Origin of the sequence: Mesorhizobium sp. M0047, from assembly GCF_040323315.1 — a bacterium.
Lineage (GTDB): Bacteria > Pseudomonadota > Alphaproteobacteria > Rhizobiales > Rhizobiaceae > Mesorhizobium.
Genome location: NZ_JAMYUW010000031.1, coordinates 1 through 22069 on the forward strand (window position 1 = coordinate 1; position 22069 = coordinate 22069).

23 protein-coding genes are annotated in these 22069 nt (G+C 63.4%); 13 read left to right on the forward strand and 10 right to left on the reverse strand.

What is annotated here, in order from left to right:
- Positions 1–263 precede the first annotated feature (263 nt).
- Positions 264–485, reverse strand: a complete 222-nt coding sequence (locus NKJ89_RS24755) for a hypothetical protein (RefSeq protein WP_352606367.1) — start codon at positions 483–485, stop codon at positions 264–266.
- Here NKJ89_RS24755 and NKJ89_RS24760 point away from each other — a divergent pair.
- The 5 genes from NKJ89_RS24760 to NKJ89_RS24780 all read left to right on the forward strand — a co-directional run bounded on the left by NKJ89_RS24760 (position 479) and on the right by NKJ89_RS24780 (position 6938).
- Entirely contained in the window at positions 479–1522 is a 1044-nt protein-coding gene (locus tag NKJ89_RS24760) for a LacI family DNA-binding transcriptional regulator (protein WP_352606369.1), read from the forward strand. The two genes, NKJ89_RS24755 and NKJ89_RS24760, sit on opposite strands and share 7 nt — an antisense overlap.
- 62 nt (positions 1523–1584) lie before the next feature.
- Positions 1585–2832, forward strand: coding sequence for an ABC transporter substrate-binding protein (locus NKJ89_RS24765; protein ID WP_352606371.1), 1248 nt, complete (start codon positions 1585–1587; stop codon positions 2830–2832).
- Between the two features lie 332 nt (positions 2833–3164).
- Positions 3165–4088 (forward strand): carbohydrate ABC transporter permease, encoded by a 924-nt coding sequence (locus tag NKJ89_RS24770; protein ID WP_352606373.1) that lies wholly within the window; start codon positions 3165–3167, stop codon positions 4086–4088.
- On the forward strand, positions 4088–4945 hold the full coding sequence (locus tag NKJ89_RS24775; RefSeq protein WP_352606375.1) for a carbohydrate ABC transporter permease: 858 nt from the start codon (positions 4088–4090) through the stop codon (positions 4943–4945). Before NKJ89_RS24770 ends, NKJ89_RS24775 begins: the two co-directional genes overlap by 1 nt.
- A 13-nt stretch (positions 4946–4958) precedes the next feature.
- Entirely contained in the window at positions 4959–6938 is a 1980-nt protein-coding gene (locus NKJ89_RS24780) for a glycoside hydrolase family 127 protein (protein ID WP_352606377.1), read from the forward strand.
- Here NKJ89_RS24780 and NKJ89_RS24785 read toward each other — a convergent pair.
- Entirely contained in the window at positions 6925–7641 is a 717-nt protein-coding gene (locus NKJ89_RS24785; RefSeq protein ID WP_352606379.1) for a gamma-glutamylcyclotransferase, read from the reverse strand. The two genes, NKJ89_RS24780 and NKJ89_RS24785, sit on opposite strands and share 14 nt — an antisense overlap.
- A 130-nt stretch (positions 7642–7771) precedes the next feature.
- Positions 7772–8287 (reverse strand): Hsp20/alpha crystallin family protein, encoded by a 516-nt coding sequence (locus NKJ89_RS24790; protein ID WP_031260414.1) that lies wholly within the window; start codon positions 8285–8287, stop codon positions 7772–7774.
- A gap of 447 nt (positions 8288–8734) precedes the next feature.
- Between NKJ89_RS24790 and NKJ89_RS24795 the strand changes: the two genes are divergently transcribed.
- Both NKJ89_RS24795 and NKJ89_RS24800 read left to right on the forward strand, forming a co-directional pair.
- Positions 8735–9427, forward strand: a complete 693-nt coding sequence (locus NKJ89_RS24795; RefSeq protein WP_352606381.1) for a DUF2270 domain-containing protein — start codon at positions 8735–8737, stop codon at positions 9425–9427.
- 88 nt (positions 9428–9515) lie between these two features.
- Positions 9516–11846 (forward strand): cation:proton antiporter domain-containing protein, encoded by a 2331-nt coding sequence (locus NKJ89_RS24800; protein WP_352606382.1) that lies wholly within the window; start codon positions 9516–9518, stop codon positions 11844–11846.
- 31 nt (positions 11847–11877) lie between these two features.
- Here the strand turns inward: NKJ89_RS24800 and NKJ89_RS24805 are convergent, their stop codons facing one another.
- Positions 11878–12021 (reverse strand): hypothetical protein, encoded by a 144-nt coding sequence (locus NKJ89_RS24805; protein ID WP_023760002.1) that lies wholly within the window; start codon positions 12019–12021, stop codon positions 11878–11880.
- 252 nt (positions 12022–12273) lie between these two features.
- Between NKJ89_RS24805 and NKJ89_RS24810 the strand changes: the two genes are divergently transcribed.
- The 3 genes from NKJ89_RS24810 to NKJ89_RS24820 all read left to right on the forward strand — a co-directional run bounded on the left by NKJ89_RS24810 (position 12274) and on the right by NKJ89_RS24820 (position 14563).
- Positions 12274–12717 carry an SRPBCC family protein gene (locus NKJ89_RS24810; protein ID WP_023760001.1) on the forward strand — a complete coding sequence of 148 codons (444 nt, stop codon included), beginning with the start codon at positions 12274–12276 and terminating at the stop codon, positions 12715–12717.
- A 135-nt stretch (positions 12718–12852) separates the two neighbouring features.
- Positions 12853–13272 (forward strand): hypothetical protein, encoded by a 420-nt coding sequence (locus tag NKJ89_RS24815; RefSeq protein WP_352606384.1) that lies wholly within the window; start codon positions 12853–12855, stop codon positions 13270–13272.
- Between the two features lie 142 nt (positions 13273–13414).
- Positions 13415–14563 (forward strand): amidohydrolase, encoded by a 1149-nt coding sequence (locus NKJ89_RS24820; protein WP_352606386.1) that lies wholly within the window; start codon positions 13415–13417, stop codon positions 14561–14563.
- Positions 14564–14622: 59 nt separating this feature from the next.
- On the opposite strand, the gene NKJ89_RS24825 is transcribed toward NKJ89_RS24820, so the two are convergent.
- Entirely contained in the window at positions 14623–14772 is a 150-nt protein-coding gene (locus NKJ89_RS24825; RefSeq protein ID WP_023759550.1) for a hypothetical protein, read from the reverse strand.
- A 160-nt stretch (positions 14773–14932) separates the two neighbouring features.
- Between NKJ89_RS24825 and NKJ89_RS24830 the strand changes: the two genes are divergently transcribed.
- Positions 14933–15415 carry a VOC family protein gene (locus NKJ89_RS24830; protein ID WP_352606388.1) on the forward strand — a complete coding sequence of 161 codons (483 nt, stop codon included), beginning with the start codon at positions 14933–14935 and terminating at the stop codon, positions 15413–15415.
- Positions 15416–15435: 20 nt separating this feature from the next.
- Here NKJ89_RS24830 and NKJ89_RS24835 read toward each other — a convergent pair whose 3' ends face one another.
- From NKJ89_RS24835 to NKJ89_RS24845, 3 genes are all read right to left on the reverse strand, one after another.
- Positions 15436–16437: an NADP-dependent oxidoreductase gene (locus NKJ89_RS24835; RefSeq protein WP_352606390.1), complete on the reverse strand. Its 1002-nt coding sequence runs from the start codon at positions 16435–16437 to the stop codon at positions 15436–15438.
- Between the two features lie 64 nt (positions 16438–16501).
- On the reverse strand, positions 16502–17425 hold the full coding sequence (locus tag NKJ89_RS24840) for an alpha/beta fold hydrolase (RefSeq protein WP_352606392.1): 924 nt from the start codon (positions 17423–17425) through the stop codon (positions 16502–16504).
- Positions 17426–17454: 29 nt separating this feature from the next.
- Positions 17455–18267 carry an oxidoreductase gene (locus NKJ89_RS24845; protein ID WP_352606394.1) on the reverse strand — a complete coding sequence of 271 codons (813 nt, stop codon included), beginning with the start codon at positions 18265–18267 and terminating at the stop codon, positions 17455–17457.
- Positions 18268–18370: 103 nt separating this feature from the next.
- Here NKJ89_RS24845 and NKJ89_RS24850 point away from each other — a divergent pair, with 103 nt between their 5' ends.
- Positions 18371–18946: a TetR/AcrR family transcriptional regulator gene (locus NKJ89_RS24850; protein ID WP_352606396.1), complete on the forward strand. Its 576-nt coding sequence runs from the start codon at positions 18371–18373 to the stop codon at positions 18944–18946.
- Positions 18947–19039: 93 nt separating this feature from the next.
- Here NKJ89_RS24850 and NKJ89_RS24855 read toward each other — a convergent pair whose 3' ends face one another.
- Both NKJ89_RS24855 and NKJ89_RS24860 read right to left on the reverse strand, forming a co-directional pair.
- A complete protein-coding gene (locus NKJ89_RS24855; protein ID WP_352606397.1) occupies positions 19040–19237 on the reverse strand; it encodes a hypothetical protein in 198 nt (65 codons plus the stop codon).
- A 360-nt stretch (positions 19238–19597) separates the two neighbouring features.
- Positions 19598–19873 carry a hypothetical protein gene (locus tag NKJ89_RS24860; RefSeq protein WP_023759557.1) on the reverse strand — a complete coding sequence of 92 codons (276 nt, stop codon included), beginning with the start codon at positions 19871–19873 and terminating at the stop codon, positions 19598–19600.
- A 145-nt stretch (positions 19874–20018) separates the two neighbouring features.
- On the opposite strand from NKJ89_RS24860, the gene NKJ89_RS24865 reads away from it, so the two are divergent.
- Positions 20019–22040, forward strand: a complete 2022-nt coding sequence (locus NKJ89_RS24865) for an amidase (RefSeq protein ID WP_352606399.1) — start codon at positions 20019–20021, stop codon at positions 22038–22040.
- Positions 22041–22069 lie beyond the last annotated feature (29 nt).

Here is a 22069-nt window from a genome sequence, read left to right on the forward strand (position 1 = left end):
GCTTGCGTCCATCGCCGGTCTCCTTCCCGGCCAACAGAATCCCGCTTGGTTACCAGAGCGTTAACGATTCATGATTCCGCCCTGGTCCAGGCCGAATCAGCCTGCATGACCGCGGCGGTCGCTTGGCGAACGCTGTTGTCGAAAGCAGTGCCGGTTCCATCGTGGTTCAATTCCCTGGATCATCTGGCTCGCGCTCAACGGCAACTCAGGCGATGAGGTCGCGGACTCAATGGTGCGGCCCGACGGCAGCCGGTTTCGGCGGATCAGCCGAGATCCATCTCCTCGACCATCGGGGCGAAATCCAAACCTGAAGTCATTGCCTGTCCAGACCATTTTTCCGCTTGAACGACCATCAGATCTGGCTTAGCCTTGGTTTGAGAAAAGGTTTTTCCAACATTTCCGATAGGGCTTGGCCACGTGCCGGTTCTTTTCCGGGCTGTAAGAGAAAACCTTTTCCCAGCTAAGGATTCTCGGCGCGATGCCATCGGACGATCTGCCTGTTCCGGTCTTTTCCAAGCCAGTCACGTTGCGTGACGTGGCCGCGCAGGCCGGCGTCAGCGTCGCTACCGCCTCGAAGGCGCTCAACAACCAGGGGCGAATGACCGGCGAAACGCGCGAACGCATCCGCGAGACGGCGCGGCGCCTCGGCTTCCGGCCAAACAGCCTGGCGCAGAGCCTGCTCCGGCGGCGCAGCTTCACTGTCGGCCTGCTCACCAACGATACCTATGGCCGCTTCTCGCTGCCGCTGATGTCGGGCATCTCGGACGCGCTGGTCGACAATGGCGTGTCGGTGTTCCTGTGCAATGTCGAGGAGGATCCGCGGCTGGGCCAGATGCATGTCGATGCCATGCTCGACAAGCGCGTCGACGGCATCGTCGCCACCGGCAAGCGCATCGACCGCCATCTGCCCGTCGACCTCAGCAATCTGCGCGTCCCGGTGATCTATGCCTTCACGCAGCCCGATCCCGACGCCATCGCCTTCGTCTCGGACGATTCCGACGGCGCACGGCTGGCGGTCGAGCACCTTTGCCGGCTGGGCTGGAAGCGCATCGCCCATGTCACCGGCCCAGCGAGCTTTGCCGTGGTGCACGCCCGCGCCCAGGCTTACCGCGACGTGCTGATCGAAAACAGCCTGCCGGTCACCGAGCCCCTGCTCGGTTCCTGGTCGGAAGCCTGGGGTCATCAGGCGGTAGCGCAACTGTTCGACGGCAAGAGCGAGATGCCGGACGCCGTCTTCTGCGGCAACGACCAGATCGCGCGCGGCGTCATCGATGCCTTGCGCGAGCGCGGCCTGAACGTTCCGCGCGATGTCGGCGTCATCGGTTTCGACAATTGGGAGATCGTGGCCGAGGCGACGCGCCCGCCGCTGACCTCCATCGACATGAACCTGGTCGCACTCGGGCGCGAGGCCGGGCTGACCCTGCTTTCGCTGGTCGGCGGCAAGCGCGCCGCGCCGGGCATTCGAAAACTGCCGTGCCGGCTGGTGGTGCGGCAGTCATGCGGCCATCCGCTGGATGGCTGAAACCAAGCGCCGCGCAATCGGCGCCAAGCCGCGGAGCGCGGCCAAACCTGGAGGAGGAGAACATGAGGAACCTGATTGCCAAACTGGCCCTGGCCGCTGCCGTTCTGGGTAGCGGACTCGGCACTGCCGCCGCCGAGACGGCCAACATCTGGGTGCGCGCCGACGGCTCGAATTTCATGCCGAGGATCGTCGACGCCTACAACAAGGCGCACACCAACCAGGTCAAGCTGGACATCATCCCCAATGCCGAGATCATCCCGAAATATGGTGCAGCGGCCGCCGGCGGCACGGCGCCCGACGCGCTGTCGCTCGACCTGATCTACACGCCGTCCTTCGCCGCTGCCGGCCAGTTGGAGGATATCACCGACTGGGCCAAGTCGCTGCCCTATTTCGCCAGCCTGTCGCCGGCGCATGTGAAGACCGGCACCTACAAGGACCACATTTACGGCCTGCCGTTCTCCGCCGACGCCTCGGTGCTGATCTGGAACAAGAAGCTGTTCAAGCAGGCCGGCCTCGACCCTGAGAAGGGGCCGACCAACTGGGCCGAGATCGCGGCCGACGCCGAGAAGGTCAACGCACTCGGCGGTAACATCAAGGGCTTCTACTTCTCGGGCAATTGCGGCGGCTGCAACATCTTCACCTTCACGCCGCTGATCTGGGCGTCGGGCGGCGACATCCTCTCGGAGGACGGGTCCAAGGCGACGCTGGATAGCCCGCAATTGCGCAGCGCCATTGATCTCTACCGCTCGATGGTCAAGAAGGACCTAGTGCCGGCAGGTGCGCAGACCGACACCGGCGCCAACTTCTTCGCCGCCTTCGCCGCCGGCAATATCGGTATCTCACCCTCCGGCGCCTTCGCCATCGGCGCGCTCAACACCCAGTATCCCGATATCGACTACGGCGTCACCTTCCTGCCGGGCAAGGATAGCGGCTGGTCGTCCTTTGCCGGCGGCGACAATTTCGTCGTCACCAAGGGCACCACGAAACTTGCCGTGGTCAAGGAATTCCTCGACTTCGCCTATTCGCTCGAGGGCCAGACCATTCTTGCCAAATACGGCAGCCTGCCGGTGCGCGGCGACATCGCCAAGGAAGCGCTGAAGGATCTCGATCCGCGCTACCAGATTGCCGCCGAGGCTATGGCCAAGGGCCGCACGCCCTATTCGGTGGTGTTCAACGACCTGATCAACTCCGCCAACGGGCCGTGGACGCAGATGATCAACGAGGTCTTCTTCGGCGACGACGTCGACGGCGCGATCGCCAATGCGCAGGAGACGATGCAGTCGATCATCGACCAGGCGCCGCAGAAATAGCGGCGTCTGCCGGCCGCCCGCTCGTCTCCCTGGGCGGGTGGCCGCCCCAGCTCCCCCTTGAGGGGAGGATGACATCGCATCCGTCAATGCAGGCTATTCGACATGGAAGCTTTGAGACATCCGCTCGGCCTATCCAGCTTGGGTTCCTCACCCCCACGTGAGTGGGGGAGAGGTGGCTCGGCGAAGTCGAGACGGAGAGGGGGACTGCGCCCTATGAAGGCCCCCTCTCCAGCCGCTTCGCGGCCACCTCTCCCCCGCCTCTGGCGGGGGCGAGGAACCCAAGCTGGAATTCCCTCCTCACAAGGGGAACGGAAAGCAAGAGCAGAGCAGCCATGACCTCCATCGCAACCATCACCGCGCCGCCCCGCGCCCGAAGACTCGTCGGCGCCGGACGGCAATGGATCGGCCTGCTCTATGTAGCGCCGGCCATCGCGCTGGTCGTCGTCTTCTTTCTCATCCCGCTCGGCATGACGGCATGGATGTCGCTGCACAACTGGCCCTTGATGGGCGAGCACAGCTATGTCGGCCTCGGCAACTATGTCGCTATCCTGCGCGACACAAGGTTCTGGAACGCGCTGCGCTTCACCGCCTACTACACCGTGATCGTCACCATCGCGATCTTCGTGGTGGCGTTCCCGCTGGCGCTGTTCGTCGAACGCCCACGGCCCCTGACCAATCTCTACCGGACCATGTTCTTCATGCCGGCGGTGGTCGGTTTCGCCTCGGCCAGCCTGCTCTGGTCATGGCTCTTGAATGTCGATTCCGGCCTGTTCAGCCCGGCCGCCTACGATCTCGGCCTGATCGACAAGAAATTCAACCTGCTGGCCACCTTCCAGCCGGCCTTCTGGTCGATCATCGCCATGGTCGTCTGGAAGGTCGCCGGCTTCACCATGATCATCCTGATGGCCGGCCTGCAGTCGATCCCGCAGGACCTGCAGGAGGCCGCAGTCATTGACGGCGCCGGGCCGTTCGCCAGGTTCCGCGCGATCACCCTGCCGCTGATGCGCCGCACACTGGCGCTCGCGCTGATCCTGTCGGTCGCCGGCTCGATCCTCGCTTTCGACCAGTTCTACATCATCCTGCGTGGCGGTCCGCGCAACCAGACGCTGACGGCCGTCTACTGGATCTTCAACCAGTCTTTCGTCTCGTTCAAGCTCGGCTATGGTGCCGCGCTCTCGATGGTGCTGCTCGTCGTCCTGGTGGCGCTCAGCCTCGTCCAGCTGTGGCTGCTGCGCAAGCCGGAGGGGCTCGACTGATGGCGCAGGCCGCTTCCCGCAACCGCCGGCTCCTGGCTCGCATCGGCGAGCATTCGACCGGCATCATCGCCTCGGTGCTGTTTGCGGCGCCGATCGTGTGGGCAGTGCTGTCGGCGTTCAAGCCAGCCGCCGAGGCACGCCTGCCGCCGCTGCCGCCCTGGCCGACGTCAGGCTTCTCGCTGGAGAACTACGCCACGCTCAACAGCTTCGGCGACGGGCTCTGGGTCTCGGCGCAAAACAGCATCTACGTCTCGGTGATGACCGTGCTGCTGTCGGTCGCTGTCAGCGTGCTGGCCGGTTACGGTTTTTCGCGATTCCGGTTTCCGTTCAAGGACCTGTTCTTCATCCTCATCCTATCGACGATCATGATCCCGTTCCAGTCGATCCTGACGCCCATCTTCCTGGTGCTGACCAAGCTTGGCCTGCACAACACGCTGACCGGCCTGGTCGGCGTCTATGTGACGCTGCAGCTGCCGTTCTCGATCTTCATGATGCGCAATGCATTCGACGCGGTGCCGCGCGAGATCGAGGAAGCCGCCCGCATGGACGGTGCCGGCAATCTCACCATGCTGTTGAAGGTGATGCTGCCGCTGGTCTGGCCGGGCGTCGTCACCATCGCGCTGTTTGCCTTCCTCGGCGCCTGGAACGAGTTCCTCGCAGCCCTCGTGCTGATGACCGACCAGTCCAAGTTCACGCTGCCGGTGATGATGACCGCACTGCAGTCGGGCCGCTTCGGCGCCATCGACTGGGGTGCGGTGCAGGCGGGCGTCACAGTCATGATGGTGCCTTGCCTCATCCTGTTCCTGGTCCTGCAGCGCTTCTACATCCGCGGCCTGATGGCCGGGGCCATCAAATAGACGGAGTGAGTACATGACCGCATCGCCATCCGCAAAAACCGGAAAACCAAAGCTCGCCTTCCGCCCGCTGCCGGTGCCGCAGGTCGACGTGCACGGCTTCTGGGGCGACCGCGCCGACGCGGTAGCCACACGCACCGCCGATATCCTCTACGACCGCTGCGTCGAGGCCCGCATGCTGGAGCAGATCGACCCGGACCGGCCCTCGCCCGGCGTCGTCATTCCTTTCCACTCGCCCTCGCCCGACGAAGCCGACCGCCAGGGCGCGGAATTCACCGGGTCGACGGTGACCACGCAGATGTTCTGGGATTCCGATCTCGGCAAGACGATCGAGACCGCGGCCTATTCGCTCTACCGGCGCAAGAATCCAGAACTGGAGAAGAAGATCGATGCCGTCATCGACATGTACGGCAAACTGCAGCAGGAGGACGGCTATCTCTCGAGCTGGTACCAGCGCATCCAGCCCGGCAAGCGCTGGACCAATCTGCGCGACTGCCATGAACTCTATTGCGCCGGCCACCTCATCGAGGGTGCGGTCGCCTATTACCAGGCGACGGGAAAACGCAAGCTGCTCGACATCATGTGCCGCTATGCCGACCATATCGCGTCGGTGCTCGGCCCCGAACCCGGTAAGAAGAAGGGCTATTGCGGCCACGAGGAGATCGAGCTGGCGCTGGTCAAGCTGGCGCGGGTGACCGGCGAGCGGAAATACATGGATCTCGCCAAATACTTCATCGACCAGCGCGGCCAGCAGCCGCATTACTTCGACGAGGAGGCCCGCGCCCGCGGCGCCGACCCGAAGGCCTACCATTTCAAGACCTATGAATACAGCCAGTCGCACATTCCAGTGCGCGAGCAGGACAAGGTCGTCGGCCACGCGGTCAGGGCGATGTACCTCTATTCGGGCATGGCCGACATCGCCACCGAATATGGCGACGACAGCTTGCGCGTGGCACTCGACCATCTGTGGGACGATCTCACCACCAAGAGCCTCTACATCACCGGCGGGCTCGGGCCGTCGGCTCACAATGAAGGTTTCACCAGCGACTACGATCTGCCCAACGAAAGCGCCTATGCCGAGACCTGTGCCGCGGTCGGACTGGTGTTCTGGGCGAACCGCATGCTCGGCATGGGGCCGAATGCCCGCTATGCCGACATGATGGAACGCGCCCTCTACAACGGCTCGATCTCGGGCCTGTCGCTCGACGGCTCGCTGTTCTTCTACGAAAACCCGCTGGAAAGCCGGGGCAAGCACAACAGGTGGAAGTGGCACCGCTGCCCCTGCTGCCCGCCAAATATCGGGCGCATGGTCGCCTCGATCGGCAGCTATTTCTACAGCCTGGCCGACGACGCGCTGGCCGTCCATCTCTATGGCGACTCGACCGCCCGCTTCGATATATCAGGCGTGCCGGTGAGCCTGACGCAGGCAAGCCGCTATCCCTGGGACGGCGCCGTCGAGATCACGATCGAGCCGCAGGCGCCGGTTGCGTTCACATTGCACCTGCGCATGCCGGCGTGGAGCACCGGCGCTGCGCTCAAGGTCAATGGTGAGGCGGTCAAGTTGGCGGATGTCACCAGCGACGGCTACGCGGCGATCCGGCGGACATGGAAGAAGGGCGACCAGGTGCGGCTCGATCTCGAAATGCCGATCGAGCGGCTCTACGCCAACCCGCAGGTGCGCCAGGATGCCGGCCGCGTCGCGCTGTCGCGCGGGCCGCTGATCTACTGCGTCGAGGCGACCGACAATGACAGCCAGCTGCATCGGCTGACGCTGCCAAGGACGGCCAGCCTCGAAGCGCAGCACAGGCCCGAGCTTCTCGGCGGCGTGGTGACGCTGTCGGCTACAGCAGTTGCCGATGCCGCCGACGACTGGCAAAGCGGGCTCTACAGGCCCGAACCCCCGGCCACGACAGAGACGCGCCTGACCGCCATTCCCTACTTTGCCTGGGACAACCGCGAGCCTGGCGAAATGCTGGTTTGGCTCAGGGACGGGTGAAGCGGCCTATCTCCTCGGCCACCAATTCCTGCAATCGCCAAAGATTGCGGTCGCGGATACCGCAGGTTTCGAGGTGACGGATGGTCGCGAACAGATATTCAGCGCCCGAGCCCCAATGGCCGACGGCCGTTGCCAGCGTTGCCGCGATCACCTGCTTGTCGAGCTTGCCGGCATAACGCGGATTGGCGGGATCGACGACGAAGCCAAGCGCGCGGCATAGGCCGCCACCTGTCCTGACCCGCAGCCAGCGCGGCACGTTGACGGCGGGCAGAACGGTCATCTCGCGGCGCAGCAGCGCTTCGAGATTGGCCGCCACCGGTTCGGCGATCTCGAACACCATGCCCTGGCACTGGCCGCCACGATCGAGCGCCATCATCAGGCCGGGCCGCTCGACCGTGCCGCGAAAACGCTTGACGGTGAAACAGAAGGACCGATGCCAGCCCGTTGCCACCGCCCTTTCGCCGCCACGCAATTCGCCAACCGGATTCCACAACAGTGAACCATAGGCGAACAGCCTTGTCGGCCCCGCCGGAGCCGAAGCCAGCACCTCATCGCGGACGCGCGCATAGTCGGCGTCGGTCATGTAGACCATGCCCGGCGTCGGCCCGGCATCCTCGACCGCGCGCATGGTGCGGGCGACGAGCTCCTCGGTCAGCGCCATCGGCGCCTTGCGCGGCGATACGGCAGAAATCGGCTTGTTCATTTTCGCGCCCCCGGCCCTCTCCGCCATGTTTGCCCAAGGCAGAGGGATACTCAAGGTCCATGTGACCGGCGCGAAATCCGGTGACTGATGCCGGGCGTGCGCGATTTGCTCGCCCGGCTGCTGGTCTATTCTAGTGTTTGGTGCTCTTGCCGCCGATGGGAATGCGCTTTGTCCTGCTCTGCGCCTTCTCGGACTTCGGCAAAGTGACGAACAGCACGCCATTGCGGAAATCGGCCGCTACCTTGTCCTCTTCGACTTCGAAACCGATCGGAATGCGACGTTCGAAGCGGCCGTAGAACCGCTCGGAGAACTGACGTTCCTTGTCGTCGGTTTCGGCCTGTTTTTCACCGCGCAACGTCAGGACGCCGTCATCGAGCAACACCTCGATGTCCTTATCCTCCATGCCAGGTATCTCGGCCGTCACACGGATCTCCTTGTCCGTTTCGGAGATTTCCACGCTAGGCCAGCTACCGCCGGCCGAAGACAACATGGACGGAAGCCGTGAGCCGAAGCCGCGAAACATGTCGTCGACAAGGCGGCTCATCTCGCGATGCAGGCTCATGAACGGGTCCTGGTCGCGGTCGCGAAACAGGGTAGAAGCCTGGTTGGCGTCGCGGCTCCATGGCATTAGATCACGAATGGTCATTGCATTGCTCCTTTCTTGATCCTGGTTTTTGTTCGTTTACATGCCATGCTCCGGGGGACAATGCGCCGTCCGACCCACACCCCATTTGCGCTTTCTGTTTTTCGCTCCCTTCTGTTCCGATCCGCTCCACCTGGGAAACACCCTGGACCAGGTCTCGCGGGCCTTCATCGCCTCCGGCTACCTGGTGCCCGAGTTTGACGGCCACAAAACCACCACTCTCCGCGGCGCCGCCATGAAGCCGGCGCCCGCGTCGGCACCGGTATGCTTGATTTGGGGTTTGCCGCGGTGGGGTCAAGATCCGATAATGCAATGTGATCGTTGAACTGCGGTGGCGCCAGCCACGCCGGCGCAGCGTGGCGGTCACGGCGGAGGCCGCCGGCCGGTGCGAAATCCGGACGCCGCGGAACGAGACCAAGTCTGAGGCGTTTTACTGAGTTGGAGGGCGTTATGAACGATGCGTCGGCGAAGCCCATCAGGCCGGTGCTTACATCGGCCGAACGGGTCAACACGCTATCGCATTTTCATCGCGCTGAGATCGCGCGCATGGCGGGGTGGCGAGATCGGCTCGACCGGACGACGAACTGGGCGATCACGGTGGTGGCGGCGCTGCTTTCGGTGTCGCTGTCCACGGCCAGTGCGCATCACGGCGTGCTGCTGTTCGCCATGCTGCTGATCCTCCTGCTGCTGTGGATCGAGGCGCGCCGCTATCGCTTCTTCGATTTCTATCGGGCTCGCGTGCGCCAGTTCGAGCGTCACTATTTCGCGCAGATCTTCTCCCCGCAACCCGACTTTGCCTCTGATTGGCTGCTCATCGTCGGCGAAGGCCTGCGCGCGCCGAAGTTTCTGCTGTCGCAGCGCGCTGCGCTGGCGCGCCGCCTGCGGCGAAACTACATCTACCTGTTCCTGATCCTACTGCTGGCCTGGATGGTCAAGATATCGACCCCCAGTCTTCAGGCCGTGGGCCTCAGGACCGGGTTTGTCGGTTCGCTTCGCGAGGCCGTCGACAGCGCCGCCCTTGGCCCCATTCCCGGTGTGGCGATCGTGGTCGTTGTGGCGGCATTCTATGCCGGGCTGTTCGCCATCGTCTTTTTCGTGGCCGGCGACGACGGCGAACTTTCCTTCGGCGACGTCCATGTTTGACGTCGATGTCTGGCGACACGCGGCTGCAACGCAAATGATGGCCTGCGCGTTGTGATGGTCAGTCTGCCGAGGCGTTTTGAGGGAATCCATGGCCTGTCGATCGGCAACGACGTCACGCAGCATTGCGCCGGCCCTTTTGCTGGCCGTATTCGGTTTGGCGTCGGCAGGCACGACCTTCGCCGCCCAGCCGGCAGGCCACGCTTCGGGCATGGGTGGCTCAGCGGAGGGGGTGTTCGTCGCCGAGATCGTCTTGCTGCTTCTGGTCGGCCGGGGTGTCGGAGAGATCTTCCAGCGCCACGGTCAGCCGGCGGTCATGGGCCAGCTCATCGGCGGCATCCTGCTCGGGCCCTCATTGTTCGGCTGGCTGTGGCCCGACGCGCAGCACCTGATCTTCTCGACCGATCCGGCGCAGAAAAGCATGATCGACGCGGTCTCGCAGCTCGGCATTCTGCTGCTTCTGCTCTTGACCGGCATGGAGACAGACCTGCGCCTCGTGCGCCGGGTGGGGGCGGCCTGCTTTTCTATCTCGATCACCGGCGTCATCGTGCCCTTCGTCTGCGGTTTCGCACTGGCGCAGTTCCTGCCCGATACATTGCTGCCTGACCCGACGCAGCGCGTCGTCGCCGGGCTGTTCCTGGGCACGGCGCTGTCCATCTCCTCGGTCAAGATCGTCGCCATGGTGGTGCGCGAAATGAACTTCATGCGCCGCAATCTCGGCCAGGTCATCATCTCCTCGGCGATCATCGAGGATACAATCGGCTGGCTCATCATCGCCGTCACCTTCGGCATCGCCACCAACGGCAGCCTGCAGCTGCTGCCGCTGCTCACCACGGTCGCCGAGGTGGCGCTGTTCATGGTGTTCTCCTTCACCATAGGCCGCCGGCTGGTGTTCATGCTGATCCGCTGGAGCAACGACTCTTTCCGCAGCGAATACGCCGTCATCACCGTCATCCTCCTCATCATGGGCGTGATGGCGCTGATCACCAATCTGATCGGTGTGCACACCGTCCTCGGTGCCTTCGTCGCGGGCATCCTTGTTGGCGAATCGCCGATCCTGTCCGCCCACATCGAGGGCCAATTGCGCGGCGTCATCACAGCGCTGTTCATGCCAATCTTCTTCGGCATGGCCGGCCTGTCAGCCGACCTCACCGTGCTTGCCGACCCGACGCTGGCGCTGCTGACGCTGGCGCTGCTGGTCATTGCCAGTATCGGCAAGTTCGGCGGCGCCTTCCTCGGCGGCAGGATTGCCGGCATGTCGCTGAAGGAGGCAATCGCCGTCGGCAGCGCCATGAACGCACGCGGCTCGACCGAGGTCATCGTCGCCAGCATCGGCCTGTCGATGAACATCCTCTCCCACAACCTCTTCACCATGATCGTCACCATGGCCGCCCTCACCACGCTCGCCATGCCACCAATGTTGCGCTGGGCGCTCGGCCGCTTGCCTGTCGACGATGTCGAGAAGCAGCGCGTCGACCGCGAATTGCTCGACGAGCGCGGCTTCGTCTCGAAGCTTGAGCGGCTGCTGCTGCTGGTCGACGACAGCCCGATCGGCAAGTTCACCGCCTACCTCGCCGGACTGGTTGGCGGCGGCAGCGGCATGCCGACCACTTTGCTCCATCTCAAGGATGGCAAGCTCGCCGGCCCGAACCGCGACAAGGGCCCGGAACAGTCAGTCAAGGAAGTGAAGAAGGGTGCGCAGAAGAGTGCAAAGGCCGTCAGCAAGGCCGAGGACACCCTGGTCGCGAAAGTCCATCTGACCACCCGCACTGAATCCGGGGCGACAGCCGCGACGATCGCCGAGGAGGCCCGCAAAGGCTACGGCCTGCTGCTGCTCGGCCTGGAAGACGCTTTCACGGTGAAGGGGTCGTTCACACCGGCGCTGAACGACATCACCGAAGGGTTCGACGGCCCACTATGCCTGGTGCTGAACGGCGCCGGATCCACCGGCAAGATGCCGGTATTGCGGACCGGAACCACCATACTGGTTCCCGTCAACGGCACCGAAGTGTCGCGCCGCGCCGCCGATCTGGCCCTGGCGCTGGCACGCCCGAACCGGGCGCGCGTGAAGGTTCTCTACGTCTCGAAGGCGGCGCGGCAAGGCGGGAGGATCACGTCCGTCTCGCACCGGCGCGAAGAAGCCATGCTGAAGGATATTGCCGATCTGGCCGTTCGGTATGGCGTACAGGTCGACACCGCAATCCGCACCCGCGCCACCCCTGACAAGGCGATCGCCAGGGAGGTCGCCAAGGGGGCTGCCCTGGTGGTGATGGGTGTAACGCAAAGGCCGGGCGAAGAGCTGTTCTTCGGCGATACCGCGACGGCGGTGCTTGCCGCCGTCACCTGCCCGGTGGTGCTTCTGGCCAGCGAACGCATCCGCTCCGCGGAGGCCAGAAAGGAGGTTACCGAGGTTGGCGCTTGATCTACACTCCGCCGGAAGACGGCATTCGAGCCTAGAAGCCGAAGAAGTGCTTGCCGATCATGTAGCCCAGCGCCGCCACGACCAGCGGGAACAGTGCCGGTGCGGCCTTGCTGAACACGGAGATCCTGGCGTCCTTTGGCGGCATATAACGCGCGTTGCCGAGATTCTTGGTCATGGCTACTCCAGCCGGATCGCTTGATTAGCAAATGCTTATTAACAGCATGGCCGCATTAACGGTTTGCAAAGAAATTAGATCGAATAGCCGACCATTGGCCGGGGGGCGCAGGGTTGAACAAGCGCACGCCATGCGTGCGCAGTCGAACAGGCAGCGAGGCCTTTAAAAAAGAAATCCGGGAGCTATGTCGGACTGGCCGCCTCTCGTTCGTCCTTTGGCCATTGAACAAACAATCACGAAAGGATCTGGAATATGCCCGGCACCGTACGTCTGCACCGCGTTCTGACGACCAGCCCGCAGAAGGTCTATCGCGCCTTCACCGAGGCGGATGCGCTGGCGAAATGGCTTCCGCCGAACGGCTTCACCTGCACGGTCGATCACCTTGAGGCGAAGGTCGGCGGGACGTTCAAGATGGCCTTCCGCAACTTCACGACCGGCGGCAGCCATTCCTTCGGCGGCGAGTATCTCGAACTCGTTCCAGGAGAACGCCTGCGCTATACCGACCGATTCGACGACCCCAACCTGCCCGGCGAGATCCAGGTGACCGTAATCTTGAAAAAAGTGTCGGTCGGCACCGAGATCGACATCACCCAGGCCGGCATTCCGGATGCGATTCCGGTCGAGGCCTGCTATCTCGGCTGGCAGGAATCGCTCAGGAACCTGGCAAAGCTCGTCGAACCCGAGATCAATCAGTAGGCTGCGGCCGCCAGTTTTGGGTGTCGCACAAAAAGCGGCACGGAGAGCTTGACCAGAGACGGCGCATGTGGACCTTTTCCACCCAAAGGGAGGTTTGCATGCGACGTTTCCTGGCCGTGCTTTGCGCTGTAATCCTTGCCTCTTCGGCTGAGGCCAAAACGCTTTACTACGGCGGCAGGGCGGGCATGGAGGTCCACAATCGTCAAGGCATCCGGCATCGGCTCTTCGCATGCCAGGATACTGACCGGGCACACAAGGCGGAATGCAATCGCCTTCTGCCGCGACTATGTTGGCAAGGTGACCGAGGACTGCATTGCCAAGGAGTTGCAAACGCCCTTGCACCTCGAGATCACCGCTAACTGCCGGACCGGCAAATTCACCACCCTCTACGGTGCAAACATGCGGTTCCAGGGCCGCAACCCCGATGCGGACGCGACGACGGACTATTTGATATCGGACACCGACGACAATGTGGTGCTGGATGGCTCGGGTGCCTCGGGATACGACTACACTCTGGACCAGTTCAAAGCCCTGTGCCCCAATCGCGTGCGCTAAGACCATTCGCGAGGCATTGCGGCGTTGCCTGGCCCGCTAAAGCCTGAAGATTGGAGTGTGGCAGGCACAGCCATTTGTCGATACTCGTCATCGCAGTTTGACGCCTCCGGGCGTGTCGTGAATGCAGCGGAGGCCAAAGAGCATGACCCTTACCAACCGGGACATCGTCGAATTGACCGCGTGGCGGCGCCAGTTGCACCAGCATCCGGAAATCTCGAACGAAGAGGAGAAGACGGCAAAAGAGGTCATCGACTTCCTCGCCGATACCAGACCGGACAAGGTGCTGACCGGATTGGGCGGCCACGGCGTCGCGGCCATATACGACAGCGGCAGAGCGGGGCCGACGGTGCTGTTCCGATCGGAGCTCGATGCCTTGCCGATCGAAGAACTTTCGGGCGTACCGCATTCGTCGCGCGTGCCTGGCAAGTCGCATATGTGCGGCCATGACGGACATACCGCGATCCTTGCATCCCTCGGCCGCCAGCTCGGGCGCGAGAGGCCAGCAAGCGGCCGCGTCGTGCTGATGTTCCAGCCCGCGGAAGAAACCGGCAATGGCGCGGCCGGCGTCATCGCCGATCCGCGTTTCGGCGAGATCGCGCCGGATTTCGCCTTCTCGCTGCACAACCTGCCCGGCGTGCCGTTCGGCGAAGTGCGGCTCAAACCCGGCGTGGTCAACTGTGCTTCACGCGGCATGCGCATCGTGCTGGAGGGCAAGACCGCGCATTCGTCGATGCCGGAGACCGGCGTCTCGCCGATGCTGGCGATCAGCGAGCTGATGCCGGCCCTCCCCGCGCTCAGGCGCGGAACCTTCGCCGACGACGCCTTCTCCATGGTCACCGTTACTCATGCCGCAATGGGCGAAGCCGTGTTCGGCATCGCGCCTGGTCATGCCGAGGTGTGGGCGACGCTGCGGACCCGCCGCGACGAGCGTATGGCAGACCTGTGCGCCGCCGCCGAGGCGCTGGTCGCGAAGATTGCCGCCGAGCATCGCCTCGCTGCCCGGTGGGACTATCACGAAATCTTCGTCGCCAGCGTCAACGCGCAGGATGCGGTGGAGCACCTGCAACGCGCGCTCGGCGAAGAGGGCGTCGCGCACAGCGAAGAGGCCCTGCCGATGCGCGCCTCGGAAGATTTCGGCCTGTTCGGTCACAGCGCGTCATCGGCGATGTTCTTCCTCGGCGCAGGCGAGCGGCACCCTTCATTGCACAATCCGGACTATGATTTTCCCGACGACCTGATCCCGATCGGCTCAAGGATTTTCATGCGCGCGGCACGCAATCTTCTGGGCTGACTCGATGTTGGAACAGCCTGACGCAGATGGACATCCGCAGCTGGCGAACGCAGCGCGCGCTAATGCCGCTTGAAGTACTGGACCTCACGCTCGTGCTTCTCGGCGGCCTCGCGCGATTTGAACGTACCGAGATTTCTGCGCTTGTGGGTTTTTGGATCGACCTTCCGGGAATAGAGTCGGAACTCCCCGGACTTCAGCTTGCGGATCATGGCAACCTCCTGTGCCAATATTGAATTCGTCAGGGCCACGCCGGTTCCGTCGGTCCATGCGGGCTGCGGCAGTGGCGAGAAGCGGTTGGCGACCTATGTCACAAGAGCGCGGGTGGAACGCGAGGACGGAAATCAGCCTTTAGATCGAAAGGAACACGCAGTGCCAAAGACGCCGAAGAACACGATTTGCCTCTGGTTCGACAAGGACGCCGAGGCTGCGGCTCGTTTCTACGCGGAGACCTTTCCAGACACCAAGGTGGGGGCCATTCACCGTGCGCCGAGCGATTTTCCGTCCGGCAAGCAGGGCGATGTGCTGACGGTCGAATTCACCGTCGCCGGCATTCCCTGCATCGGACTGAACGGCGGCTCCGCGTTCAAGCAAAGCGGGGCCTTCTCGTTCCAGATCGCCACCGACGATCAGCAGGAAACCGACCGCTACTGGAATGCCATTGTCGGCAATGGCGGCCAGGAGAGTGCGTGCGGCTGGTGCAAGGACAAATGGGGCGTGTCCTGGCAAATCACGCCGCGCACACTGATCGAGGCGATGGCGGCCGGCGGCGACGAAGCCAAGCGCGCGTTCGATGCAATGATGGACATGAAGAAGATAGACGTCGCAGCGATCGACGCGGCCCGGCGCGGCTGAGGCTCTTTCACTGCCGAGTTTTATCTGACCTTGATGACGACCTTGCCCTTGGCACGTCCGCTTTCGACGTAAGCCAGAGCCTCGTTGGTCGCTTCGAAGGGAAATATCCGATCGACAACCGGGCGGATCGCTCCGGATTCGATGAGGGATGCAATCTTGCTCAACTGATCACCCTGCGCCCACATGAAAAGGAACGAGAACTTCACGCCGCGGCGTTTGGCTTTGGTCCGGATATCTCGGCTCAACAGGCGCAGTATCAGCCTCAGCACGGGGTTCAGTCCCTTTTCCCGGGCGAATTCGGGATCCGGCGGACCGGAGATGGAGATCAATTTCCCACCCGGTTTCAGCACATTCAGCGATTTTTCAAGCGTCTTTGCGTCCTGGCTGTTCAAGACGACGTCGTATCCCGACAGAACTTTCTCGAAATCATCTTTCTTGTAGTCGACGACAACGTCGGCCCCGAGCCCCCTGACCAGATCGGCGCTCGCCGCGCTCGCGGTTGTCGCGACGGTCGCGCTAAGATGCTTTGCCAATTGGATGGCGAATGTGCCCACGCCGCCGGAGCCCGCCTGGATGAAGACTTTCTGTCCCTTCCCTAGGTTTGCCCTTTCAATGAGCGCCTGCCAGGCGGTCAACCCCACCAGCGGGACCGAGGCCGCCTCTTCCATGCTGAGATTTTTGGGCTTCAGGCCGACGTCGGCTTCGTCCATGGCGATGAACTCGGCGAATGCACCGATCCGTCCATCGCGCGGCCGTGCATAGACATCGTCGCCAGGTTTGAACTTGCGGACTTTCGATCCCACGCGGACAACCCTACCGGCCACGTCATGGCCCAGGATAAAGGGCCTGCGATAGGGCAGGATGAGCTTGAACTCTCCGGTTCTGATCTTGGAATCGAGGAGGTTCACGGCCGCGGCGTGGACCTCGACCAGGACGTCATTGTCCCCAAGCACCGGCTCCGGCATCTCGGCCAGCCGCAGAATGCCCTTCTTGTTATATTTATCGACGACGAATGCCTTCATGACAGTGACTTCCTGAAAATGTTTGTTGATGTTCCGCGACGAAAAAACCGCCCTGAGAAAGACGTCAGGCATCGAGGAAGGCCAAGGCCTTCAAGACGAAATCGGCGTGGTACTGGAAGACCCCGCCATGTCCGGCATCGGGATAGATCACCAGTTGCGCTCCAGGGATACGCCGGGCGAGATCGTGCGTGTTGCCGGTTGGCACCATCCTGTCGTGATCTCCGTTCGCAACCAAAGCAGGAATTCGGACGGCGCTCAGGTCCTGCGGCGCCTGCAGTCCGTAAGCCTTGATCGCCTTGAGCTGAGCGCGGAACGCGCTCAGCGATACCGGCTTGTCGCGATCGGCGTGGCGCTCCGTCAACCGCTGCAGGAAAGCTTTGGCGGCGCGGCGCCCATTCGCCGTCCTTGTGAAGAAGAGATAGTATTTCGGATCCCGAAGAGTAAGCGCCCCCTTGATCATGTCGACGATCGTCAACGGCGTCACCTTGTCGATGCCTTCGCCACCGGCCGGCCCGGTGCCGGCCAGGATGAGCTTGCGCACAAGCCTGGGCTCGCTCAGCACGATCTCCTGCGCCACGAAGCCGCCGAGCGAAAAGCCGAAGAGATCTACTTCTTCGAGCCCCAGCGCCCGGATAAAGGCGACCGCATCCCGTGCCATCTCGGCAACGCTTGACGGCGTTTTGCCGCCCGAAGCACCGATGCCCCTATTGTCGAAGGCAATCACCCACCGGGTCGCGGCGAGGCCATCGACGATGCGTGGATCGAAGTTGTCCAGTTGAGCAGCGAGATGGTTGAGCAGGATCACCGGTACGCCGGTCCTGGGGCCGAGCTCCCGGTAGACGAACGCCGTGCCGCCGACATCCACCGAACGCGTCGGCGTGTCCTGGAACGACGCCGGTGAGCGGGGCGACTGATTGAACCTATGCGTCGTGCTTGGCACCTCCGTCTTGTGGGGACTGGCCAATTGTGTCGTCGTTGCTAGGCGCATGTGCGTGAGATCCTCTATCTGACTGTTGTTCAGACCGGCAGGCGGAACTGCTTGCGCAGGCTCTTGTCGAATATCCCCGCAGGGGCAAAGCGGCGCAGGAGGCTGACCTGGCGCGCGGCTTTGCCGGCGGTATAGCGCCGTCGCGGATTGGCATCGGTCGCCGCCTTGACGACCACCTGGGCCACCACTTCCGGTCGATCGGCTACAGGCATCACATCGCGAAGGAGCGCTTCGAGTCCGGCTCGTGCCCGATCGTATTCTTTCAACAGGGAATCCGGCTCGATCCCGTTCTGGTCGAAGACGGTACGGACGAACGCCGGCTCGATGACCGAGACGCGGATATTGAAGGCACGAACCTCGTGATCGAGCGATTCCGAATAGCCCTCGAGCGCGTGCTTGACCGCCGAATAATACGCTGAATACGGCGCCGGCACGAATCCCAATACCGAGCCGATATTGACGATGCGTCCTTCGCCGCGCCGCCGCATCGACGGCAACACCGCATTGGTCACGCGGATGACACCGAACAGATTGACGTCGAACAGAGCCTGCACTTGTGCCACTGAGGATTCCTCGGCGCCTCCAAGCAGACCGACGCCGGCATTGTTGACCAAGAGGTCGATCCGGCCGGTCTGCGCGAGCACCGTTGAGACAAGTGCGGTGACGGCCTCGCCATCGGTCACATCACAAATCAGCATGGTCACCCCGTCCGGGCCGTTGGCCTTGCGGCGGCTCGTTCCGAAGACAGTGAACCCTGCCCGCACTAGCGCCTCGGCGCTGGCGCGGCCGATGCCCGAGGAGGCTCCGGTAACGATCGCGGTTTTTCCCGAATTCATAGTCATTTCGTGCTCCAAGCTGATGGGGGCTAGCTTTTATGCGCCCGTTGAATTACACTCATAATATCAGATTATGCTCATAATGCAATAGCAGAAAGGAATGGCAGCCATGCGTTACGAAAAGGGCCGGAAAGACGCGTCACGCAGCCGGATCATGGAGGTCGCCGCCGACCGCTTTCGCGGCGACGGCATAGCCGCGTCCGGACTTGCGACCATCATGAGCGACGCCGGCCTGACGAACGGCGCGTTTTATCCCCACTTCCAATCCAAGGCGGAGCTTGTGCGCGAAAGCGTGGCGGCAGCCATGGAGCTTCAGGCGCAGCAGATGGCGGAAGCATTGGCCGCGGGTGGCCCGGAGATGGCCATTGAGGCGTATCTCTCGGCCGAGCATCGAGACAATCCGGGAAAGGGCTGCGCGTCAGCCGCGCTGCTGCCGGAGCTGGCGCGTCAGCCACCTGAAACGCGCGACGCCTATACCGACCATTTGCTGGCTTTGGTGCGCCAATTGGGTGAGGCACTTCCGCGGGCCAAGGACCCGGAAGGCGTGGCGCTTGCTGTCTTTGCGACGGTCATCGGTGCGCTTCAAATGGCCCGCGCTGTCAAAGGAACCGAATTGTCCGATCGCATCCTCGCGGCAGGGAAAGACGCGGCGCGGACGCTGGTCCAGCCTCACATGGGCATGTAAAGGACATCCTCAAATGGATTGGATGCAACGCGCAAAGCTCCGCACAAGCTCAACCTTGTGCGATCTGCCGAAGTCGCGCGGCCGACGGCGACCCTAAAGGTCGAGAGCGACCGTCATGCCGCGGACTTCGGCCATTTCCAGCAACAGGTCCTGCAGTGTTTCGTCCAGCCCGGCACCGGTCAGCGTCAGAAGCTCCGTAATGCTCTCTCTCATCGATATGACGGCGGCACCTGTCTTCTCGGCGAGCAGCCGTCCGACGGCCGCTCGGATCAGGTCGTCCTGACCAAGCATTGTTTCACCTCCCAACGCTCTACAACCTCCCCTGCACAAAAGCAGCTACTACCGCCGATACTCCTAAAAGGTTCCCTCCGCGATGTCTTTTTCGCGCTTTGGTTGTAGCGAATGCCGGCAAGCCAGGCATGGCGTAGGGCTGCACGGTCAAAAAATCCCTGAGCGCTGTTCTAAATCCTGACGCGTCTCAACTTATTGGAAGACATGCGGAAAACGCAGGGCATTGATAGGAGGATGCCGTAGTGGCCGGCGCCACTGACCGACTTTGCCGATTCAGCCGCGACCTCGCGCGGAGGACGGATATCATCGAGCGGATGAAGGAAAGCTGCCAGCGTTGAGGCGTAGCTACTGCCTACTGCCCTACTTCCCGCAGTGATGATCGTTGATCTTGTTCAACGCATTCGCATCGGGTCCGACGCGATGGTAGGAACAGGCGCCAGCCGCCGTCGTGAACAGCTGCTGATCATAGTAACGCGGGCCGCCGAACAGGATGTCGATGAGATCGCCTTCGGCGGGAACGTAGCGTTCGGAGTGGGCTCGGCGGTCGTAATGCCGGTCGCCAGCGAAGGCCGGGGCGCAAAGGCTTGAGCCCATTGCCACAGCGAGAGCTAGGATCGCAACGCATTTCGTGGTCATCGGCAGCACCCTCCTGGCCATTTCGGAATCGCACTATACACCCAACATCGCCAGCCGGACAAAAGTTCCAACGAAGATCGCGATAGGCTCTTGCCGAAGCTGACGGCCTCACTCATCCATGGCGCGTGGAAATGTGGGACCAGTGATGACCGATGCCAGCCTTCATCTCGTCGAAGCGACGATCGGCCAATTGCGCCGCGCGCTCGACGACGGCACCGTCACCAGCGTCGAACTGGTCGGTGCGTATCTCAGGCGCATCGCGCATTTCGACCGCCACGGCATAACTCTCAACGCCGTCCCGGTACTCAATCCAGCGATGTTCGAGGAAGCGGCCGCCTCCGACCAGCGGCGCCGCAAGGGTGCCGTGCTCGGGCCGCTCGACGGCATCCCCTACACCGCCAAGGACAGCTACAAGGTATCTGGCCTGACGGTGGCCGCCGGCTCGCCGGCCTTCGAGCATCTCGTCGCCAATGAGGACGCCTTCACCATCGCCCGGCTGCGCGCAGGCGGCGCCGTGCTGATCGGTCTCACCAACATGCCGCCAATGGCCAATGGCGGCATGCAGCGCGGCGTCTATGGCCGCGCCGAAAGCCCCTACAACGCAAACTTCCTGACCGCCGCCTTCGCGTCGGGCTCATCCAATGGCTCCGGCACGGCGACGGCAGCCAGCTTCTGCGCCTTCGGGCTTGGCGAAGAGACCTGGTCGTCGGGCCGCGCGCCGGCGACCAACAACGCGCTGGTCGCCTACACGCCATCGCGCGGCATCATTTCGGTGCGCGGCAACTGGCCGCTGGTGCCAACCATGGATGTCGTGGTGCCGCACACGCGCAGCGTGCCCGACATGCTCGAACTGCTCGACGTGATCGTCGCCGACGATCCCGAGACGAGAGGCGATTTCTGGCGTGCGCAGCCTTGGGTCGTCTTGCCGAAAAGCTCCGACGTGCGGCCGCCACGCTATACCGACCTCGCACAGGCGGGATCGTTGAAAGGCATGCGCCTCGGCGTGCCCAGAATGTATATCGGCCGCGACAGCGACGCCGACGCGCCGATCGAAACCCGCGCCTCGGTGCTTGCCCTGTGGGAGCAGGCGGCGGCCGATCTCACGCGGCTTGGCGCCGAGGTGATCGAGGTCGATTTTCCCGTCGTTTCCAACTACGAGCGCGACCGCCCCGGCGCGCGCACCATGGTCGAGCGCGGGCTGGTACCAGAAGAGTTCGCCGACCGCGAACTCTGGGATCTCTGCATCTGGGGCTGGGACGACTTTTTGCGCGCCAATGCCGACCCTGCCCTGCCCGATCTCGTTTCGGTCGATGGCCCAAGAATCTTCCCGCAACCGCCGGGCACGTTGCCCGACCGCTACGAGGGCGGCTTCGACCTGGCGGAGTATGTCGAGCGGGCGCGGGCCGGCGTCACGCCCTTCGCGGACATTCCGACGCTCGAAGAGAGCCTGAAGGGACTGGAGGCGACGAGGCGGATCGATTTCGAGGACTGGCTGGACGCTCAGGGCATCGACGCCGTGGTGTTGCCCGCCGCGGCCGATGTCGGACCGGCCGATGCCGATGTCGACGAGGCATCCGCCGCGCTTGCCTGGCGCAACGGCACCTGGGTCGCCAACGGCAATCTGGTCTGGCGCCATTTCGGCATCCCGACCGTCACCGTGCCGATGGGAACGATGGCCGATATCCGCATGCCGGTCGGCCTGACCTTCGCCGGCAAGGCTTATGACGACGAGAGACTGCTGTGCATGGCCGGCGATTTCGAGCGCTCCACGCAGCGCCGCACCCGCCCGCCGCGCACGCCCGAGCTGCCCGACGAAGTCTTTTCGAGCCGCCCTGCCCGAGCCGGCGACGGCAAGGCGCCGCCGCTTGCCATAAAGCTCGCCGCTGAGACGCGGCCTTCCGGCGATCAGGATGAAATCCTCATCACGCTCGACCTGCCCAACGAAGTCGCCGAGGCGGCCAGCGTCAAAGTGCACGTCAACGGCGAGGCGGTCGCACTGCAGCGCAGCGGCGCGCGCTTCAGCGGGCGTGCGCTCGTCCCGGCCGCCGAGCATCAGAGGTCCCACAGCGTCTGGCGCGGCTCGTATGGCTCGATCGTGACGGCGGTCGTGCGGCTGGAGGATGGGCGGACGGCTGGCGCCTATGCTGTCACGGGTGGCATCGGGTGAGTGGAGCGGGAAGAACCCAGCACCGCCGT

Excerpts from the sequence above, each read along its gene's own strand:
- NKJ89_RS24760 (WP_352606369.1), top strand. The coding sequence starts at position 479 with ATGCCATCGGACGATCTGCCTGTTCCGGTCTTTTCCAAGCCAGTCACG.
- NKJ89_RS24755 (WP_352606367.1), bottom strand. The coding sequence starts at position 485 with ATGGCATCGCGCCGAGAATCCTTAGCTGGGAAAAGGTTTTCTCTTACA.
- NKJ89_RS24765 (WP_352606371.1), top strand. The coding sequence starts at position 1,585 with ATGAGGAACCTGATTGCCAAACTGGCCCTGGCCGCTGCCGTTCTGGGT.
- NKJ89_RS24770 (WP_352606373.1), top strand. The coding sequence starts at position 3,165 with ATGACCTCCATCGCAACCATCACCGCGCCGCCCCGCGCCCGAAGACTC.
- NKJ89_RS24775 (WP_352606375.1), top strand. The coding sequence starts at position 4,088 with ATGGCGCAGGCCGCTTCCCGCAACCGCCGGCTCCTGGCTCGCATCGGC.
- NKJ89_RS24780 (WP_352606377.1), top strand. The coding sequence starts at position 4,959 with ATGACCGCATCGCCATCCGCAAAAACCGGAAAACCAAAGCTCGCCTTC.
- NKJ89_RS24785 (WP_352606379.1), bottom strand. The coding sequence starts at position 7,641 with ATGAACAAGCCGATTTCTGCCGTATCGCCGCGCAAGGCGCCGATGGCG.
- NKJ89_RS24790 (WP_031260414.1), bottom strand. The coding sequence starts at position 8,287 with ATGACCATTCGTGATCTAATGCCATGGAGCCGCGACGCCAACCAGGCT.
- NKJ89_RS24795 (WP_352606381.1), top strand. The coding sequence starts at position 8,735 with ATGAACGATGCGTCGGCGAAGCCCATCAGGCCGGTGCTTACATCGGCC.
- NKJ89_RS24800 (WP_352606382.1), top strand. The coding sequence starts at position 9,516 with ATGGCCTGTCGATCGGCAACGACGTCACGCAGCATTGCGCCGGCCCTT.
- NKJ89_RS24805 (WP_023760002.1), bottom strand. The coding sequence starts at position 12,021 with ATGACCAAGAATCTCGGCAACGCGCGTTATATGCCGCCAAAGGACGCC.
- NKJ89_RS24810 (WP_023760001.1), top strand. The coding sequence starts at position 12,274 with ATGCCCGGCACCGTACGTCTGCACCGCGTTCTGACGACCAGCCCGCAG.
- NKJ89_RS24820 (WP_352606386.1), top strand. The coding sequence starts at position 13,415 with ATGACCCTTACCAACCGGGACATCGTCGAATTGACCGCGTGGCGGCGC.
- NKJ89_RS24825 (WP_023759550.1), bottom strand. The coding sequence starts at position 14,772 with ATGATCCGCAAGCTGAAGTCCGGGGAGTTCCGACTCTATTCCCGGAAG.
- NKJ89_RS24835 (WP_352606390.1), bottom strand. The coding sequence starts at position 16,437 with ATGAAGGCATTCGTCGTCGATAAATATAACAAGAAGGGCATTCTGCGG.
- NKJ89_RS24840 (WP_352606392.1), bottom strand. The coding sequence starts at position 17,425 with ATGCGCCTAGCAACGACGACACAATTGGCCAGTCCCCACAAGACGGAG.
- NKJ89_RS24845 (WP_352606394.1), bottom strand. The coding sequence starts at position 18,267 with ATGACTATGAATTCGGGAAAAACCGCGATCGTTACCGGAGCCTCCTCG.
- NKJ89_RS24850 (WP_352606396.1), top strand. The coding sequence starts at position 18,371 with ATGCGTTACGAAAAGGGCCGGAAAGACGCGTCACGCAGCCGGATCATG.
- NKJ89_RS24855 (WP_352606397.1), bottom strand. The coding sequence starts at position 19,237 with ATGCTTGGTCAGGACGACCTGATCCGAGCGGCCGTCGGACGGCTGCTC.
- NKJ89_RS24860 (WP_023759557.1), bottom strand. The coding sequence starts at position 19,873 with ATGACCACGAAATGCGTTGCGATCCTAGCTCTCGCTGTGGCAATGGGC.
- NKJ89_RS24865 (WP_352606399.1), top strand. The coding sequence starts at position 20,019 with ATGACCGATGCCAGCCTTCATCTCGTCGAAGCGACGATCGGCCAATTG.